This is a genomic window from Streptomyces sp. NPDC088730, from assembly GCF_044751215.1.
Taxonomy (GTDB): domain Bacteria; phylum Actinomycetota; class Actinomycetes; order Streptomycetales; family Streptomycetaceae; genus Streptomyces.
Window position 1 is genome coordinate 436988 of sequence record NZ_JBIVLK010000005.1, and the last position, 16889, is coordinate 453876.

The window sequence follows — 16889 nt, forward strand, 5'->3', positions numbered from 1 at the left end:
CGGACGGGGTGGGCGCGCGGACGTGCACTGGTACAGACCAGGGTCTTGACAGTCCATTGGTTCACTTCTTAAATCACGTAGTGAATTAAGCCCCGTGCACAGCAGCCCCACAGTGCCCCCTCAGTTCCACAGCACGTGCCTGCCGCCCCCACCCGCACCCGTGATTCGCCCCACCCCCTGAACGGCACCCCGCCCCGGTCGGCGCAGCTTCGGCATGCCCCAACGCGCCCGCGCCTGTCATGTCATACGGATGACGCGACAGGCCTCCTTCCCCCTCACGCACCGGAAGGGAGAGTCATGGACTCCCCACGCCTGTCGCGGCGTCTGCTGCGCTCCGCACTCTCGGCCCTGACCCTTGCCCTGGTCACGACCGCCCTCGTGGGCGGTGGCGGCCATGAGCGGTCACCCGCCCTCTCCGACACGGCGGCCTCGGCCACCATGACGTTCGACGAGGAGTTCGACGGTTCTGCCGGTTCGGCGGTCAACGGCGCCAGATGGCAGATCGAGACCGGCGACAACGTCAACAACCACGAGCGGCAGTACTACACCGCCGGCAACAGCAACGCGGCACTGGACGGCCAGGGCCATCTGGTCATCACCGCGCGCAAGGAGAACCCGAAGAACTACCAGTGCTGGTACGGGACGTGTCAGTACACCTCGGCGCGGCTGAACACCTCGGGCAGGTTCACCCAGGCCTACGGCCATGTCGAGGCCCGGATGAAGATCCCGCGCGGCCAGGGCATGTGGCCCGCCTTCTGGATGCTCGGCGACGACATCGGACAGGTCGGCTGGCCCAACTCCGGCGAGATCGACATCATGGAGAACGTCGGCTTCGAACCCGGCACCGTCCACGGCACCCTGCACGGACCCGGCTACTCCGGCTCCGCCGGCATCGGCGCCGGATACACCCTCCCCGGCGGGCGGGCCTTCGCCGACGACTTCCACACCTTCGCCATCGACTGGGCCCCGGACTCCATCACCTGGTCCGTCGACGGCAACGCCTACCAGCACCGCACCCCCGCCGACACCAGCGGCAGGACGTGGGCCTTCAACAAGCCCTTCTTCCTCATCCTCAACCTCGCCGTCGGCGGCTACTGGCCCGGCGACCCCGACAACAACACCGCCTTCCCCCAGCAACTCGTCGTCGACCACGTCCGCGTCACCACCAACGACACCCAGCCCCCGGCGGGTTCGGGAACCATCACCGGCCTGGCCGGCAAGTGCGTCGACGTGGCCGCGGCGAGCAACGCCAACGGCACCCCCGTGCAGCTCTACGACTGCAACGGCTCCGCCGCCCAGAAGTGGAGTGTCGGCGGCGACGGGACGATCCGCGCGCTGGGCAAGTGTCTTGACGTCGCGTCGGGCGGTACGGCGAACGGGTCCCTCGTCCAGCTGTGGGACTGCAACGGCTCGGCCGCCCAGCGCTGGAGCGTCAGCGGTGCGCGCGACATCGTGAATCCGCAGGCCGACAAGTGCCTGGACGTCACGGGAAACAGTTCGGCCAATGGTGCCCGGCTCCAGATCTGGACCTGCACCGGAGCGACCAACCAGAAGTGGACGGTGAACAGCTGATGCGCCGAGACCTGCTGCGCGGGCACGCCCCCGCCGTACGGAGCGCGCTGGGAGTCGTGGCCGCCGCGGCACTCCTCGCCGGGCTCACCGGCTCGCCCGCCCTGGGCGCGGCCGCGGCCACCGGACAGATCACCGGCGTCGGCGGAAAGTGCGTCGACGTCGCCGCGGGGGCCACCGCCAACGGCACCCCCGTACAGCTCTACGACTGCAACGGCTCCGCCGCCCAGCAGTGGAATCTGGGCAGTGACGGCACGGTCAAGGCGCTGGGCAAGTGTCTCGACGTCGCGTCAGGTGGTACGGCGAACGGGTCCCTCGTCCAGCTGTGGGACTGCAACGGCTCGGCCGCCCAGCGCTGGAGCGTCAGCGGTGCGCGCGACCTCGTGAACCCGCAGGCCGACAAGTGCCTGGACGCGACGGGGAACAGCTCGGCCAACGGCACCCGGCTCCAGATCTGGACCTGCACCGGGGCGACGAACCAGAAGTGGACCGCGCCCGCGGCCGGCGGAGGCGGCGAGGATCCGGCCTCCCCCGGAGCGATGGCGGTCGCACCGTACCTCTACAACGGCTGGGGCAGTCCGCCCAGTCCGACCACCGTCATGAACGCCACGGGCGTCAAGTGGTTCACGCTCGCGTTCGTCCTCAGCAACGGCTACTGCAACCCGCAGTGGGACGGCGGGAGGCCGCTGACCGGCGGTGTCGACCAGCAGACGGTGAACACCGTCCGGGCGGCGGGCGGCGACGTCATCCCGTCCTTCGGCGGCTGGAGCGGCAACAAGCTGGAGAGCTCCTGCTCCAGCGCCGGTGAGCTGGCGGCTGCGTACCAGAAGGTGATCAACGCCTACGGGCTCAAGGCCATCGACATCGACATCGAGGCCGACGCGTACGCCAGCGCCACGGTGCAGCAGCGCACGGTGGACGCGCTGAAGACCGTGAAGGCCAACAATCCGGGCATCAAGGTGTACGTCACCTTCGGCACCGGCCAGAGCGGGCCCGACGACAGCATGGTCCGCAAGGCATCGGCCTCCGGGCTGACCGTGGACAGCTGGACGATCATGCCGTTCGACTTCGGCGGGGCGGGCCAGAACATGGGCAACCTCACCGTCAGCGCCGCCGAAGGCCTGAAGAACGTGGTCAAGAGCGCCTACGGGTACACGGACGACCAGGCGTACCGGCACACCGGGATCTCCTCGATGAACGGCATCACCGACGACAACGAGACGGTGACGGTCGCGGACTTCCGCACCATCCTGGCCTACGCCCGGCAGCGCCATCTCGCCCGGCTCACCTTCTGGTCGGTCAACCGGGACCGCCCGTGCACCGGAGGCGGCGCCGACACCTGCTCGGGCGTCTCCCAGCAGCCCTGGGACTTCACGAAGGTGTTCGCCCAGTACGCGGGCTGACCGTCAGGACCGTCCCCTTACCGCGCCCTCCCACCCGCACAGGAGAACCCGTGCTCAGATCCGTCCGAAGAACACCCGCCAGGCCGAGCAGGCCCGCCGGCAACCTGTCCCGCCCCTCGCCGACCCGCCGCACGCGGGCGCTGACCTCGGTGCTGGTGGCCGGTGCGCTGGCCGGCTCCGTCCTGGCGGCCACCCCGGCCCCGGCCGCGGTCCGGGCCGCCCCCGTCCCGGCCGCCGCCGCGCTGCCGACCGGCTGGGCCACCGTCGTCAACAGCGGCAGCGGCAAGTGCCTGGACGCCCGCGCCGCCGCGACCGCCAACGGAACCGCCGTCCAGCAGTACACCTGCAACAGCTCCGCCGCCCAGCAGTGGAGCCTGACCGCGACCAGCGGCGGCTACGTGCGCATCAACAACCGCAACGACGCCAACCAGGCGGTGGACGTCACCGACGTGTCCACCGCCGACAGCGCCGCCGTCCAGCTCTGGACGTACGGCAACGGCGCCAACCAGCAGTGGCAGCCGGTCGACGAGGGCGGCGGCGCCTACCACTTCGTCAACCGCAACAGCGGCAAGTGCCTGGACGTGCCCGCCGCCTCGACGGCCGACAGCGTCCAGCTCGTCCAGTACACCTGCAACAACTCCGCCGCCCAGCGCTTCCAGGTCACCCCGGTGAGCACCGCGCCGGGCGATGTGGACCTGGGCCCCAACGTGGTGGTCTTCGATCCGTCGATGCCCGCCGCCACCATCCAGAGCCGGCTCGACTCGATCTTCCGGCAGCAGGAGACCAACCAGTTCGGCAACCAGCGCTACGCGGTGATGTTCAAGCCGGGTACGTACAGCAACGACGTCAACGTGGGCTTCTACACCCAGGTCCTCGGGCTCGGGCAGTCACCCGACTCGGTGACGATCAACGGCGCCGTCCACGCGGAGGCGGACTGGTTCCCGCCGAACAACGCCACCCAGAACTTCTGGCGCGGCGCGGAGAACCTCTCGGTGAACCCGTCGGGCGGCACCGACCGCTGGGCCGTCTCCCAGGCCGCCCCGTACCGGCGGATGCACGTGCGCGGCAATCTGGCCCTGGACGACGGCGGCTGGGCCAGCGGCGGCTTCATGGCCGACACCAAGATCGACGGCCAGGTGCGGTCCGGTACGCAGCAGCAGTGGATCACCCGCAACTCCACACTCGGCAGCTGGACCGGCTCCAACTGGAACATGGTCTTCGTCGGCAGCCAGGGCGTTCCGGCCACCAGCTTCCCCAACCCGCCCTACACCACGGTGAACCAGGCCCCCGTCGTCCGTGAGAAGCCCTTCCTCTACGTGGACGGCAACGGCGCCTACCAGGTGTTCGTACCGGCCGTCCGGAACAACGCCTCCGGCACCACCTGGGCGGGCGGCAACGCCGCGGGCACCTCGATCGGCATGGACAAGTTCTTCGTCGTGAAGGCGGGAGCCACCGCCGCGCAGATCAACGCCGCGCTGGCCGAGGGGAAGAACCTGCTCGTCACCCCGGGCGTCTATCACCTCGACCAGACCCTGAAGGTGACCAGGCCCGACACCGTCGTGCTCGGGCTCGGCCTCGCCACGTTCATCCCGGACAACGGGGTCACCGCGATGACGGTGGCCGACGTCGACGGGGTCAAGGTCGCCGGCATCCTCTTCGACGCCGGTACGACGAACTCCCCGACCCTGATGGAGGTCGGCCCGGCCGGCTCCTCGGCCTCGCACGCGGCGAACCCCACCTCGCTGCACGACGTCTTCTTCCGGGTCGGCGGCGCCGCCGTGGGCCGGGCGACCACCAGCCTGGTGGTCAACAGCGACCACGTCATCGGCGACCACATGTGGATCTGGCGCGGCGACCACGGCAGCGGCATCGGCTGGAACAGCAACAAGGCGGACACCGGCCTCGTCGTCAACGGTGACGACGTGACGATGTACGGACTCTTCGTCGAGCACTACCAGAAGCACCAGACGATCTGGAACGGCAACGGCGGGCGCACGTACTTCTACCAGAACGAGATGCCGTACGACGTGCCCGACCAGGCGTCCTGGATGAACGGCTCCACCCAGGGCTACGCCGCGTACAAGGTCGCGGACTCGGTCACCAGCCACCAGGCGTACGGGCTCGGCAGCTACTGCTTCTTCAGCTCGAACCCGGGAGTGACCGCAGAGCACGCCTTCGAGGTGCCGAACAACCCGAACGTCCGGTTCCAGAGCATGGTGACCGTCTCGCTCGGCGGCACCGGGACCATCCGCCACGTCATCAACGGGCGGGGCGGCCCCTCCAACTCCTCCTCCAACGTGGCGAACCTCGTCAGCCAGCCCTGACCCGCCCCGGCAGTTCCGCGCGACGTCCTCATGACACACCGGGCGGGATCCGGACACCACCGGATCCGGCCCGGCCCCCCACCGGTTCGGAAAGGACGATTCGAATGAACACCCACACCACCCGGCCGAAGGCCCGGTCCCGCGGCGGCATCGGCAGGCTGCTCCTGCGGCTGCTCCTGCTGCCGGCGCTCCTGCTCGGACTCACCGCCGTTCCCGCGCACTCGGCGGCGAAGGCCCCCGCCTTCAAGGTGATCGCCTTCTACAACGGCACCTGGGACGCGGCGCACATCAGCTTCGTCCAGGAGGCCAACCGCTGGTTCCCCACCACGGCGGCGGCCAACAACTTCTCGTACACCTCCACCAACGACTGGTCCCGGCTGAACAGCATCACCCGGGACCAGTACCAGGTCGTCCTGTTCCTCGACGACGCCCCGCAGACCGCGTCCCAGCGCTCCGGATTCGAGCGGTACATGCGCTCCGGCGGCGCCTGGATGGGCTTCCACGTCTCCGCGTTCACCACGGAGGCCCAGAACTGGCCCTGGTACTACAACCAGTTCCTGGGCAGCGGCGACTTCAGGTCCAACACCTGGGGCCCGACCACCTCCGTGCTGCGCACCGAGGACCGCGGACACCCCTCCACCACGCGCCTGCCCGCCACCTTCACCTCGTCGGTCAGCGAGTGGTACTCCTGGTCGAACAACCTGCGGAACAACCCGGACATCAAGGTCCTCGCATCCGTCGACCCGGTCAGCTTCCCGCTGGGCACGGACCCGAACCAGTCCTGGTACAGCGGGGATTACCCGATCCTGTGGACCAACACCGGCTACCGGATGCTGTACGCCAACTTCGGCCACAACGCCATGGACTACGGCTCCGGCACGACCCTGTCCTCGACCTTCGCGAGTGAGACCCAGAACCGGTTTGTCGTGGACGGGCTGAAGTGGCTCGGCGGCGCGTCCGCCGCCGGCGGCGCCCGGCCCTGATCACCGCCCCGGCCCGGCCGTCAGGCATCGAGAGTGCCGACGGTGCCGAGGGTCCGGACCCAGTCACGCGTGAGCCGGGTGAACTCCTGCGCCGCGGAGCTCTGATACGCGGCTTCGCGGCGCAGCAGCGTGACCGTGCGCGAGGGGAGGGCCGGGGCGAGGGGGACGGGGCTGAGGTGGGGGTGGCCGCGGGTGAGCGCGTCGGGCAGGACCGTGGCCAGCGGGGTGCGCCGGACGATCTCGGTGAGCGCGCTGATGGAGTTGGCCTGCACCGCGACCGACGGCGTCGTGCGGTGCCGGGTGAAGTAGGCGTCGATGTGGCCGCGGGTGGCGAAGTCGCCGCTGAGCAGGGCGAGCGGCTGCCCGGAGAGGCTCGTCACGGGTAGCGCGCGGGTGCTCCCCGCGCGGGAGTGACGGGGGCCGACGACGAGACTCAGGGTCTCGGTGAACAGGTCGGTGGCGCTGATGCCGGGCAGATGCGGGCCGTGAAAGGCGATGCCGAGATCGAGTTCGTCGGCCAGCAGCGCCGATTCGATGCGGTCCTGGGGCAGCTCCCGGACATCCAGCGTGATTCCCGGATGCCGGGTGTGGAGCAGCTCGGCCAGCGGGCCGATGAGGTACGCCGTGAACGTCGGCGTCATGGCCAGCCGCAGGGCGCCGCGGGAGAGGTCCCGCACATCGAGCACGGCGCGTTCCGCGGCGGCGAGGTCCTGGAGGGCGCGGCGGGCGTAGTGCGCGTACGACTCGCCCGCGTCGGTCAGCCGGACCGCGCGGCCGGAGCGGTCGAGCAACTGGACACCCACCGTCCGCTCCAGCTGTTTGACCTGCTGGGACAGGGTGGGCTGGGAGATGTGCAGCTCCTCGGCCGCGCGGGTGAAGTTGGCGTGTTCCGCGACGGCGAGCAGATAGCGGAGATGACGTAGTTCCGGGGCCATACCTCAAACAATAGATCACATCTATGGAGGTTATGGATATCGCGTCTTGGACACTATAGATACAGCTCATGCATGGTGGATCTCGTCAGCCCGACGGGCCGACAGCCACCGAAGGGAGTCACCGTGCACGACCTCGCAGCAGGCGTCGCGCGTTTCCGCCGGGATGTCTTCCCGGCCAAGGCGCAGCTCTTCGCCCACCTGGCGGGCACGCACACGCCGACGGCACTGTTCATCAGCTGCTCCGACGCCCGAGTGGTGCCGGAGCTGATCACCGGCAGCGAGCCGGGTGAGCTGTTCGTGATCCGGACCGCCGGCAACCTCGTCCCGGCCTACGCCCCCGGCGCCGACGGGGTGGCGGCGAGCATCGAGTACGCGGTGGCGGTCCTGGGCGTCACGGACATCGTCGTGTGCGGGCACTCCGCCTGCGGCGCCATGACGGCCCTGGCCGAGGGCCACGACCTGAGCGCCCTGCCGACCGTCGCCGGTTGGCTGCGCCACGCGGACGCGTCCGTGGCCCGCGCCGCGGAGGCCGGGGTGGACGCGCTGGTCCGGGCCAACGTCCTCGCGCAGCTCGCCGGCCTGGCCACCCATCCCTCGGTGGCCAGAGCGCTGGCGGCGCGGAAGGTGACGCTGCACGGCTGGGTCTACGACATCCCCACCGGAGCGGTCACCCGACTCGACGCCTCCGACACCCCGGAACCGGCCGGGGTGTCCTGACCCGAGACACACGGGCGGGGGAGTCCTGACCCCGGACTGCCCCGCCCTCGCCCCGGTCTCCTGACCCCGGACCGCCCCAAACCGCCCCGACCGCCCGGCCACCCCGTCCCCGGACGCCCACAAGCCCGCCGCTCCCGCCCGGAGCGGCACCCCACGAAAGGACCCCACCGTCATGGTGCACGCCCAGCTCGACAACACCGCCCGCCAGCAGCTCGCCGTCACGGCCGTCGAGGCCAAGACGCGCAAGGACCTGTCCTGGCAGCAGATCGCCGACGCGGCGGGCTTCTCCGTCGCCTTCGTCACCGCCGCCGTGCTCGGCCAGCACGCGCTGCCCAAGGCGTCCGCCGAAGCGGTCGCGGAACTCCTCGGCCTGGACGAGGACGCGGTGACGCTGCTCCAGACCATCCCGACCCGCGGCTCCATCCCGGGCGGCATCCCCACCGACCCGACCATCTACCGGTTCCACGAGATGCTCCAGGTCTACGGCACCACCCTGAAGGCCCTGGTCCACGAGCAGTTCGGCGACGGCATCATCTCGGCGATCAACTTCAGGCTGGACGTGAAGAAGGTCGCCGACCCCGAGGGCGGCGAGCGCGCCGTCATCACCCTGGACGGCAAGTACCTGCCGACCAAGCCGTTCTGATCGTCGCCGCATCCCCCCACCCGCACACCGCACCACCCCGAGGACCCCATGGACTTCGCACAGCGCACCATCGACATCGCCCGCCGCAACGTCGCGGAGGGCGGCCGCCCCTTCGCCACCGTCATCGTCAAGGACGGCGAGATCCTGGCCGAGAGCCCGAACCGGGTCGCCCAGACGAACGACCCGACCGCGCACGCGGAGATCCTCGCCATCCGCGAGGCCTGCACGAAGCTGGGCACCGAGCACCTGACCGGCACCACCATCTACGTACTCGCCCACCCCTGCCCGATGTGCCTGGGCTCCCTGTACTACTGCTCGCCGGACGAGGTCGTCTTCCTCACCACCCGGGATGCCTACGAGCCGTACTACGTGGACGACCGCAAGTACTTCGAACTCGACTCCTTCTACGGTGAGTTCGCCAAGAACTGGGACGAGCGGCGGCTCCCGATGAGCCACGCGCCCCACGAGGGGGCGACCGAGGTCTACCGGCTCTGGCAGGAGGGCAACGGCGGCGAGCGCCGGGTGCCGGGCGTCCCCACCGCCTGACCGGCCGGCGGCCGAGGGGGACGCGACAGGCGCGGGCCCGTCCCCCGTGGCCGTCCGCCGGCCCGACGGCACACCGATGGGTGCGTGCGGTACGGCGCGTTCCGGGGAAGGCGAAGGACATGACTGCTTCGCTCGGTGCATTTGTCCTCGGCACTCCGGACCCGCCCGCGCTCGCCGACTTCTACCGCGCCCTGCTGGGCTGGGAGGAGGCCGAGCGGGATGCGGAGTGGGTCCGGCTGCGGTCCCTCGAACAGGAGCGGCCGAGCCTGAGCTTCCAGCTGGAGGCCGGCCACACCGCTCCCGTATGGCCGCCACGGCCCGGTACCCAGCAGATGCAGGCACACCTGGACATCCAGGTCGACGACCTGGACGTGGAGACGGGGCGGGCCTGCGCCCTGGGCGCGACGGTGGAGGAACACCAGCCGGAGGACGACGTGCGGGTCCTCCGCGACCCCCACGGTCACCTGTTCTGCCTCTTCCTGCCGGGAGCGTGACCCGTGTTCACGACCCGACCCCGTCAGGTGCGCGAAGGGACGCTCGCCGATCACCCGGTCGGGGCGGCCGTTCGAGCACCAGGTCCCCGGAGCGCCGGCTCCTCAGGCGTCGGGGTGCTCCGGCAGCGCGAGCCAGTGCGACCAGGAGATCTCGCGGCCGAGGAAGCGCGGCTGCTCGAACGGCCAATCGACGGAGATCCACCGCGGCACCAGCTCGTCGAGGGCCTGCTCGACCTTGCCGCCCACCAGCTCGTCCACCACCCACCAGGAGATCTCGCCGTCCGCGCCCGCCCTCTCCGGCGGGTCGATGTAGACGCAGCCGAGCAGAGCTGTCTCCGCCTTGTCGAACAGCGCGTAGTTGAAGGACTGGTGTGCGGCGATCTCCTTCTCGTGCCGCAACAGGTCGGCCCGGTCGGCCTCGTACGTCATGGTGGCCGCGGGCCAGCCCCAGGCCGGGCCGAAGACGGTCCACAGCCGCTCGCGCGAACCCATCACAGCCGGATAGTCGAGCGGGGCGTCCGACTCCCGGATCGGACGCAGATGATGACCACCGCCCGGCAGCGGCACCAGGACGGGATGGACGAAGTCATCGGGGAGCCAGCTCATAGCGCCCGACCGTAGCAGCGCACGGCCGCCCGCTCCCCTGGATATTCCCCGTACCCGCGGCTGGGGACTCCTTGCGACCCGGGCGGACCGGCGGCGGAGTGGTCCCTCCGCTTCGGATGGCCGGCGAGGTCCGTAGCCGGGCGGTTGGACTTTCCCGTCCGACCTGTTGGAGGTTCACCGCGAAGCCGTACGAAATCCTTCCCCGCGCCACCCGGCTTGATTAGCTTCCCGGCTGTACGACAGACCTCGGGAGGCTCGACTTGACCACGGACATTTCACGGCGACGGCTCTTCGCGCTCGGCGGCGGAGCACTCGGGGCCGCGGCGGCGGGGTCGCTGCTGCCGCCTTCGTTGCAGGCCGCGATAGCCGCGCAGCCGGCCCATTCGGCGGGGTCCGGGGGCCGTGACGGGCTCGGAGCGATCAAGCACGTGGTGATCCTGATGCAGGAGAACCGTTCCTTCGACCACTACTTCGGGACGCTCCGGGGCGTACGCGGCTTCGGCGACCGCAACGCCGTCGAGCTGCCTTCCGGCAAGCCCGTCTTCGAGCAGCCGGGCCCGCTGGGCACCGGCGTGCTGCCGTTCCCGGTGCGCGGCGCCGCCGAGACGCAGAAGAAGGACCTCCAGTACATCGGTGCGCTCGACCACTCCTGGAGCGGCGGCGGCAAGGCGTGGGCCGGCGGGTGGATGAACGGCTGGGTGACCGCGAAGACGGCCGCCACCATGGCGTACTACGACCGCCGTGACATCCCGCTGCACTACGAGCTGGCCGACACGTTCACGGTCTGCGACGCCTACCACTCCTCCATCCACTCCTCGACCAGCCCCAACCGCAACCACCTGTGGAGCGGGAAGACGGGCGACGAGCCGAATGGCAAGCGGGCCGTCGGCAACGACGCGTACGACGAGGGCACCCACCCCGGATACGACTGGGGCACCTACGCGGAGCGGCTGGAGAAGGCCGGGCACAGCTGGCGCACGTACACCGAGTGGGAGAACTTCACCGACAACCAGATCGAGTTCTTCGCCACCTTCAAGGCCATCGCCCGCAAGGCGCTGGCGAAGACCGGCGGGCACACGTACATGGAGTCGTTCTACTCCGCCGTGCGGGACGCGGACGCGGCCGGGCGGGAGCGGCTGTTCGTCCTGCTGGAGCAGGGCGTCGCCACCCTGGACAAGGCCGAACGCAGCCTCTTCGAGCGGGCGTTGCGCCGGGTGGAGACCGGAACGCTGGCCGACGAGTTCGCCAAGGACGTGGCGGCGGGCACGCTGCCGGAGGTCTCGTACCTGGTGCCCTCCGCCGTCGACTCGGAGCACCCCAGCGTCTCCTCGCCGGTCCACAGCGCGACGATCGTCTACAAGGTCCTGGACGCGCTGGGCAAGCACCCCGACGTGTGGCGGCACACCGCCGTCATCATCAACTACGACGAGAACGACGGCTTCTTCGACCACGTGCCGCCGCCGGTCGCCCCGCCCGAGGTGTCCGGGGAGCAGTGGGAGGGCAAGCCCACCGGTCTCGGCATGCGCGTGCCGATGCTCGTCGTGTCGCCATGGACCATCGGCGGCTACGTCTGCTCCGAGGTCTTCGACCACACCTCCGTAATCCGCTTCCTGGAGCGCTGGACCGGGGTGAGGGAACCGAACATCGGTGACTGGCGGCGCACCGTCACCGGCGACCTGACCTCCGCGTTCGACTTCTCGCGCGGACGTCGCCGCCCCGAGGTGCGGCAGCCGGGCGCCATTCCGCCGTTCAGCGGCCGCTGGTCGCCGAGGCCGCCGCTCGTGCAGCACATGCCCGTGCAGGAGCCGGGTGCGCGCCCGGCCCGTGCGCTGCCCTACCAGCCGGACGCGCAGGCGAAGGTGGTGGACGGCGCGGTGCGGGTGGCACTCAGCAACACGGGGCGCGCGTCGGCGCACTTCGCGCTGTACCCGTACGCGGGCGAGTTCCCCGTACCGCAGCACCGGGACGTGCGGGGCACGGCGCAGTGGACGGTGCCCGTGACCGGTCCGGCCTACCGGTTCACGGTGACGGGGCCGAACGGCTTCCGCCGCGAGTTCGCCGGGCCGGCGAAGGACGGCGCCCCGGCCGAGGTCGCGTCGCGGGTCGACGCCCGGGAGCGCGATCTGCATCTCACGCTGCGCAACACGGGACGGACGGCGCTCACCTTCAGGGTGCGGCCGCGGGGATACGTCGACGAGGCGGACCTGCGCGACTGGACCAGGACCGTCAGGGTCAAGCCGGGGCGCAGCCGCACGGTGGTGCACTCGGCGGCCGACGCGCACGGCTGGTACGACCTGGACGTCACCGTCGACGGGGACGATGCCTTCCGGCGCCGGCTGATGGGGCACATCGAGAACGGCCGGGCGAGCGTCTCGGGCTGACCCGGGTCCGGACGCCGGGCGGCGCAGTGCCATCGGTAGCCTGCTGGGGGAGCGGGTGGAGGAGGGCTCCGGTCCGGACTCCCCCAGCTTCTCCGCAGGCTCGGTCCCGAGCGCGGTCCCGGCCGTCCGGCGCACGTAGACAGCGAGGTGAGAGCCCGAATGTTCACCACCCGGCCCACCCTCCAGGGCACCTTCGGCATGGTGTCCTCCACCCACTGGCTCGCCTCGCAGTCCGCGATGGCGGTCCTGGAGGACGGCGGCAACGCCTATGACGCCGCCGTCGCCGCCGGATTCGTCCTGCACGTCGTCGAGCCGCACCTGAACGGACCGGCCGGCGAGGTACCGGTGATCCTGGCGCCCGCGGACGGCGAGGTCCAGGTGCTCTGCGGCCAGGGCCCGGCCCCCGCCGGGGCCACCGTCGCCCACTACCGCTCGCTCGGCCTCGGCCTGGTCCCCGGCACCGGTCCGCTCGCCGCCGCCGTGCCGGGCGCCTTCGACGCCTGGATGCTGCTGCTGCGGGACCACGGCACCCGAACCGTCGCCGAGGTGCTGCGGTACGCCATCGGTTACGCCGAGGACGGCCACCCGCCCGTGGAACAGGTCGGCCGGACCGTCGAGAGCGTCCGTGAGCTCTTCGAGACGCAGTGGCCGTCCTCCGCCGCCGTCTATCTGCCCGGCGGTGTCTCCCCGAGGCCCGGCGAGCTCTTCCGCAACCCGGCCCTCGCCGCGACCTGGCGCCGGCTGACAGCCGAGGCGGAGGAGGCAGGCGGCGAGGACCGCACCGCGCAGATCGAGGCGGCCCGCGCGATCTGGCGCGAGGGGTTCATCGCAGAGGCGCTGGTCCGCCAGTCCGCCGTTCCCACCATGGACACCAGCGGCGACCGCCACACCGGCACCCTCACCGCCGCCGACCTGGCCGGCTGGTCCGCGCCGTACGAGGCGCCGGCCACGTACGACTGGAACGGCTGGACGCTCGCCAAGGCCGGCGGCTGGAGCCAGGGCCCCGCCTTCCTCCAGCAACTGGCCCTGCTTCCCGCCGAACTGCCCCGCTACGGCTCCGAGGAGTACGTCCACCTGCTGATCGAGGGCTGCAAGCTCGCCATGGCCGATCGCGAGGCCTGGTACGGCGATTCCGAAGAGGTGCCGCTCGCCGCCCTGCTCTCCGAGCCGTACAACGCCGCCCGCCGCGCCCTGGTCACCGAGCGCGCCTCGCACGAGCTGCGGCCGGGCAGCCCGGAGGGACGCACCCCGGCCCTGAGCGAGCACGCCCGTGCCGTCGCCGCCGGCGGGTCCGGCTCAGCGGCGGCGGGCGTCCCGGCCGCGGGCGTCGGAGAGCCGACGGTCGCGAAGGAGGGAGCCGGGGAGCCCACGGCGACCGCGGACCGCACCGGAGAGCCGTCCGTCGCCCCGGACGGCGCCACCCGCGGCGACACCTGCCACGTGGACGTCGTCGACCGCTGGGGCAACATGGTCTCGGCCACGCCCAGCGGCGGCTGGCTCCAGTCCAACCCGGTCGTCCCCGAGCTCGGTTTCCCGCTCGGCACCCGCCTCCAGATGGCCTGGCTGGACGAGGGCCTGCCGAACTCCCTCACCCCCGGCCGCCGCCCCCGGACCACCCTCACCCCGACCGTCGCCCTGCGCGACGGCGTCCCCGTCATGGCGTTCGGCACCCCGGGCGGCGACCAGCAGGACCAGTGGCAGCTGCACTTCTTCCTCGCCGTCGCCCTGCGCGCCGAGGTCCGCGGCGGCCTCGACCTCCAGGGCGCCATCGACGCCCCGAACTGGCACAACGACAGCTTCCCCGGCTCCTTCTTCCCACGCGGGATGCTTCCGGGCAGCGTCACCGTCGAGGCGGGCATGGACCCGGAGGTGGTGGCCGGGCTGCGCCGGCGCGGCCATGACGTCACGGTGGGCGACGCGTGGTCCGAGGGCCGGATGTGCGCGGTCGCCCGGGACCCGCGCACCGGGATACTGTCCGCGGCCGCCAACCCGCGCGGAATGCAGGGGTACGCGGTCGGACGCTGACCGGCCACCTCCCCGTCATGACCGGGTCGTCGGCGCTCCGGCCGCCCGTGCTTAGCTGGGGGCATGATCGATGACTTCCTCGCCGGGGACCTGACCGAGGTCGAGGCGGCGGTCCGCGCAGCGGCCGCCGCCGAGATCGTGCCGCGCTTCCGGCAGCTCGCCGCCCACGAGATAGTCGAGAAGAACGGCCCGCACGACCTGGTGACCACCGCGGACCGGCTGGCCGAGGAGCACCTCACCGCCTCCCTGAGCCGGCTCCTGCCCGGCTCCGTGGTCGTCGGCGAGGAGGCGGTCCACGCCGATCCGGCTGTGTACGGTGCGCTGAGCGGCGACGCACCCGTCTGGATCGTCGACCCGGTCGACGGCACCCGGCAGTTCGTCCGGGGCGAAGCCGGCTTCTGCACCCTCGTCGCGCTCGCGCACCACGGCGAGACCCTGGCCTCCTGGACGTACGCCGCCGCCCTCGACGAGATGGCCGTGGCCGTACGGGGCCGGGGAGCGACGCTCAACGGCGTACCCCTGAAGGCCGGTTCGCCCGCGCCCGGCGACGTCCTGCGGGTCGCGATGTCGCACCCCGACTACACCACCGACGCCCAGAAGCGCGCCCTGCTGGGCCTGCGCACCGAGGGCATCGACGCCCGCCCCTGCGGATCGGCCGGCCTCGAATACCTCGCCGTCGCCCGCGGCGCGCTGGAGGCGGTCGCCTTCAACTGGGAGTTCGCCTGGGACCACGCGGCGGGGCTCCTCCTGGTCACGGAGTCCGGCGGCGCCCAGGCCACGCTGTCCGGGGCGCCCTTCCGGATCGCCGGGGGCAACGACCTGCCCTTCACCGCCGCCCGCGACCTGGCGACGGCCGACACCGTGCTCACCGCGCTCCGCGCCGGGGCCTGAGCGGGCGGGCCGGTACCGGCCGCTCCCGACGGCCGATCAGGCCAGGAGGCCGCGGGCCAGTGCGGCGAGGCGTTCGACGGCGCGCGGATCGTAGGCCCGCTCGTGGGCGGCCGTCTCGGAGAAGCGGTCGAAGCCGCGTCCGGTGACCCCGGCCGGCGCCGGATCGGTGAGGCGTACGCCCTCCTCGACGGGACCTCGGGGGTCAGTCCGCACTCCTGCTGGAGACCCGGCTGACGGAGGCCGGTACCGGAACACCGCGCCGGGCCGACGAGCGGGCGGTACGGACCGAACGCCGCATCGCCGGCGCGTTCACCCCGCAGGAGCGGGACGCCCCCGGGCTCTGCTCAGCCGCCGCGCCGCGGCCGTTCAGCGGGACCGAACCGCCCTCAGGCCGTGCTCGGGCCTTGTGTCACCGGGCGGGACGGGCGCCCTTCGACGCCTCGCAGTCCGGCGGGCACGGCCGAATCCTAGGCGGACGTACCGGTCAGGACCGCCCGTACGCCGTTCACCACCTCGGCGGCCGTCTCCACCGCCTCGGCGTCCAGCCCCCGCAGCGCCTCACCGGCCCGGTCCGCGAAGCCCGCCGGGGTGTCCGGCAGGGCGGCGGCCGCCGCCAGCGCGCCCTTCTCGTTGAGGCACCAGGTGCGGTGGTGGGCGTGCAGCGACTGGGCGAGGACGCCGAACGCCCGGGACAGGCAGAGCGAGACGTGGAGCGTGTCGCCCGAGGGTGCCGACTTGCGCGCCGACGCCACCGAGAACTCCGCCTCCCAGGCCGCCTCGACCAGTGCCGTGCGCAGCGGCTCCGGATACGTGCCGACCTCGGCCTTGAGCCCCGCCAACTCCTGCTTCGGATCCGCCAGTACGTGGCCCAGGGCCACCTCGCCCGGATAGGCGGGGGACCAGAAGCCGAGCGGGTGGCCGGGCTGGACGCCGACCTCGTAGCGCCCCCGGCGGCAGTCGGACCAGACCGCCTCGACCCGGTCCAGATCGCGCAGGATCCAGTCCACCGGCGTGCCGTCCACCCGCAGCCAGGCCCCGCCGTTGACCCACGGCCCCCAGCCGGCCGGCCCGGCCACCTCGACCGGTGAACCCTGTACCTCGCGGGCCAGCGCGCTCAGCGCGGCCAGGTCCGGGACGCCTCGGTAGTAGAGGCCCAGGTCCCAGTCGGAGTCCGGGCGGTGGGTGCCCCGGGCCCGGCTGCCGCCCAGGACGACGGCGTGGATCCCGGGTACGGCGACGAGCCGTTCGGCCACGGCGTCGATCCGCCGCCGCATCCCGGAATCCTCCGGGGCCGTCCCGGGAGCGGCGGACGGATCGGGGCGCGTGTCCGGGCGGGGGCCGGGCTGCGGCGGCCGCGCGGGGTTCGGAGTGG

General features: G+C 71.8%; 14 protein-coding genes and 1 pseudogene. 11 read left to right on the plus strand and 4 right to left on the minus strand.

All coding sequences use genetic code 11. The features are described 5' to 3' along the window. The first annotated feature begins 297 nt into the window (after positions 1 to 297). From ACIP89_RS19345 to ACIP89_RS19360, 4 genes and pseudogenes are all read left to right on the plus strand, one after another. Positions 298 to 1572: a ricin-type beta-trefoil lectin domain protein gene (locus ACIP89_RS19345; RefSeq protein ID WP_402115844.1), complete on the plus strand. Its 1275-nt coding sequence runs from the start codon at positions 298 to 300 to the stop codon at positions 1570 to 1572. After that, positions 1572 to 2972 (plus strand): ricin-type beta-trefoil lectin domain protein, encoded by a 1401-nt coding sequence (locus tag ACIP89_RS19350; protein WP_402115878.1) that lies wholly within the window; start codon positions 1572 to 1574, stop codon positions 2970 to 2972. The genes ACIP89_RS19345 and ACIP89_RS19350 overlap by 1 nt, the downstream gene beginning before the upstream one ends. 104 nt (positions 2973 to 3076) lie before the next feature. Then, positions 3077 to 5296: an RICIN domain-containing protein gene (locus tag ACIP89_RS19355; protein WP_402115879.1), complete on the plus strand. Its 2220-nt coding sequence runs from the start codon at positions 3077 to 3079 to the stop codon at positions 5294 to 5296. 104 nt (positions 5297 to 5400) lie between these two features. Next, positions 5401 to 6261: pseudogene (locus tag ACIP89_RS19360) on the plus strand (ThuA domain-containing protein); the annotation flags it as partial. A gap of 38 nt (positions 6262 to 6299) precedes the next feature. Here the strand turns inward: ACIP89_RS19360 and cynR are convergent. Next, positions 6300 to 7214, minus strand: a complete 915-nt coding sequence (gene cynR, locus ACIP89_RS19365; protein WP_402115846.1) for a transcriptional regulator CynR — start codon at positions 7212 to 7214, stop codon at positions 6300 to 6302. Positions 7215 to 7337: 123 nt separating this feature from the next. Between cynR and ACIP89_RS19370 the strand changes: the two genes are divergently transcribed. The 4 genes from ACIP89_RS19370 (at position 7338) to ACIP89_RS19385 (ending at position 9614) form a co-directional block, all read left to right on the plus strand. Continuing rightward, the gene (locus tag ACIP89_RS19370; RefSeq protein ID WP_402115847.1) at positions 7338 to 7931 is read left to right on the plus strand and encodes a carbonic anhydrase; all 594 of its coding nucleotides are present in this window, start codon (positions 7338 to 7340) and stop codon (positions 7929 to 7931) included. A 172-nt stretch (positions 7932 to 8103) separates the two neighbouring features. Continuing rightward, complete coding sequence (gene cynS, locus ACIP89_RS19375; RefSeq protein WP_401934076.1) at positions 8104 to 8574, plus strand: cyanase; 471 nt, start codon at positions 8104 to 8106, stop codon at positions 8572 to 8574. Between the two features lie 48 nt (positions 8575 to 8622). After that, positions 8623 to 9120 (plus strand): nucleoside deaminase, encoded by a 498-nt coding sequence (locus ACIP89_RS19380; RefSeq protein ID WP_402115849.1) that lies wholly within the window; start codon positions 8623 to 8625, stop codon positions 9118 to 9120. 119 nt (positions 9121 to 9239) lie between these two features. Continuing rightward, on the plus strand, positions 9240 to 9614 hold the full coding sequence (locus ACIP89_RS19385; RefSeq protein ID WP_401934082.1) for a VOC family protein: 375 nt from the start codon (positions 9240 to 9242) through the stop codon (positions 9612 to 9614). A gap of 102 nt (positions 9615 to 9716) precedes the next feature. Here ACIP89_RS19385 and ACIP89_RS19390 read toward each other — a convergent pair whose 3' ends face one another. After that, positions 9717 to 10220: a GNAT family N-acetyltransferase gene (locus ACIP89_RS19390; protein ID WP_401934085.1), complete on the minus strand. Its 504-nt coding sequence runs from the start codon at positions 10218 to 10220 to the stop codon at positions 9717 to 9719. Between the two features lie 260 nt (positions 10221 to 10480). Here ACIP89_RS19390 and ACIP89_RS19395 point away from each other — a divergent pair, with 260 nt between their 5' ends. From ACIP89_RS19395 to ACIP89_RS19405, 3 genes are all read left to right on the plus strand, one after another. Next, entirely contained in the window at positions 10481 to 12601 is a 2121-nt protein-coding gene (locus tag ACIP89_RS19395; RefSeq protein ID WP_402115850.1) for a phosphocholine-specific phospholipase C, read from the plus strand. A gap of 159 nt (positions 12602 to 12760) precedes the next feature. Then, positions 12761 to 14626, plus strand: coding sequence for a gamma-glutamyltransferase family protein (locus ACIP89_RS19400; protein WP_402115852.1), 1866 nt, complete (start codon positions 12761 to 12763; stop codon positions 14624 to 14626). A 63-nt stretch (positions 14627 to 14689) separates the two neighbouring features. Continuing rightward, positions 14690 to 15517: an inositol monophosphatase family protein gene (locus ACIP89_RS19405; RefSeq protein ID WP_402115853.1), complete on the plus strand. Its 828-nt coding sequence runs from the start codon at positions 14690 to 14692 to the stop codon at positions 15515 to 15517. A gap of 36 nt (positions 15518 to 15553) precedes the next feature. On the opposite strand, the gene ACIP89_RS19410 is transcribed toward ACIP89_RS19405, so the two are convergent. Both ACIP89_RS19410 and ACIP89_RS19415 read right to left on the minus strand, forming a co-directional pair. Next, positions 15554 to 15730 (minus strand): hypothetical protein, encoded by a 177-nt coding sequence (locus ACIP89_RS19410; protein WP_401934097.1) that lies wholly within the window; start codon positions 15728 to 15730, stop codon positions 15554 to 15556. Positions 15731 to 15984: 254 nt separating this feature from the next. Beyond that, the gene (locus ACIP89_RS19415) at positions 15985 to 16791 is read right to left on the minus strand and encodes a nucleotidyltransferase domain-containing protein (RefSeq protein WP_401934143.1); all 807 of its coding nucleotides are present in this window, start codon (positions 16789 to 16791) and stop codon (positions 15985 to 15987) included. Positions 16792 to 16889: the final 98 nt, after the last annotated feature.

Excerpts from the sequence above, each read along its gene's own strand:
- ACIP89_RS19345 (WP_402115844.1), top strand. The coding sequence starts at position 298 with ATGGACTCCCCACGCCTGTCGCGGCGTCTGCTGCGCTCCGCACTCTCG.
- ACIP89_RS19350 (WP_402115878.1), top strand. The coding sequence starts at position 1,572 with ATGCGCCGAGACCTGCTGCGCGGGCACGCCCCCGCCGTACGGAGCGCG.
- cynR (WP_402115846.1), bottom strand. The coding sequence starts at position 7,214 with ATGGCCCCGGAACTACGTCATCTCCGCTATCTGCTCGCCGTCGCGGAA.
- cynS (WP_401934076.1), top strand. The coding sequence starts at position 8,104 with ATGGTGCACGCCCAGCTCGACAACACCGCCCGCCAGCAGCTCGCCGTC.
- ACIP89_RS19380 (WP_402115849.1), top strand. The coding sequence starts at position 8,623 with ATGGACTTCGCACAGCGCACCATCGACATCGCCCGCCGCAACGTCGCG.
- ACIP89_RS19385 (WP_401934082.1), top strand. The coding sequence starts at position 9,240 with ATGACTGCTTCGCTCGGTGCATTTGTCCTCGGCACTCCGGACCCGCCC.
- ACIP89_RS19390 (WP_401934085.1), bottom strand. The coding sequence starts at position 10,220 with ATGAGCTGGCTCCCCGATGACTTCGTCCATCCCGTCCTGGTGCCGCTG.
- ACIP89_RS19400 (WP_402115852.1), top strand. The coding sequence starts at position 12,761 with ATGTTCACCACCCGGCCCACCCTCCAGGGCACCTTCGGCATGGTGTCC.
- ACIP89_RS19405 (WP_402115853.1), top strand. The coding sequence starts at position 14,690 with ATGATCGATGACTTCCTCGCCGGGGACCTGACCGAGGTCGAGGCGGCG.
- ACIP89_RS19415 (WP_401934143.1), bottom strand. The coding sequence starts at position 16,791 with ATGCGGCGGCGGATCGACGCCGTGGCCGAACGGCTCGTCGCCGTACCC.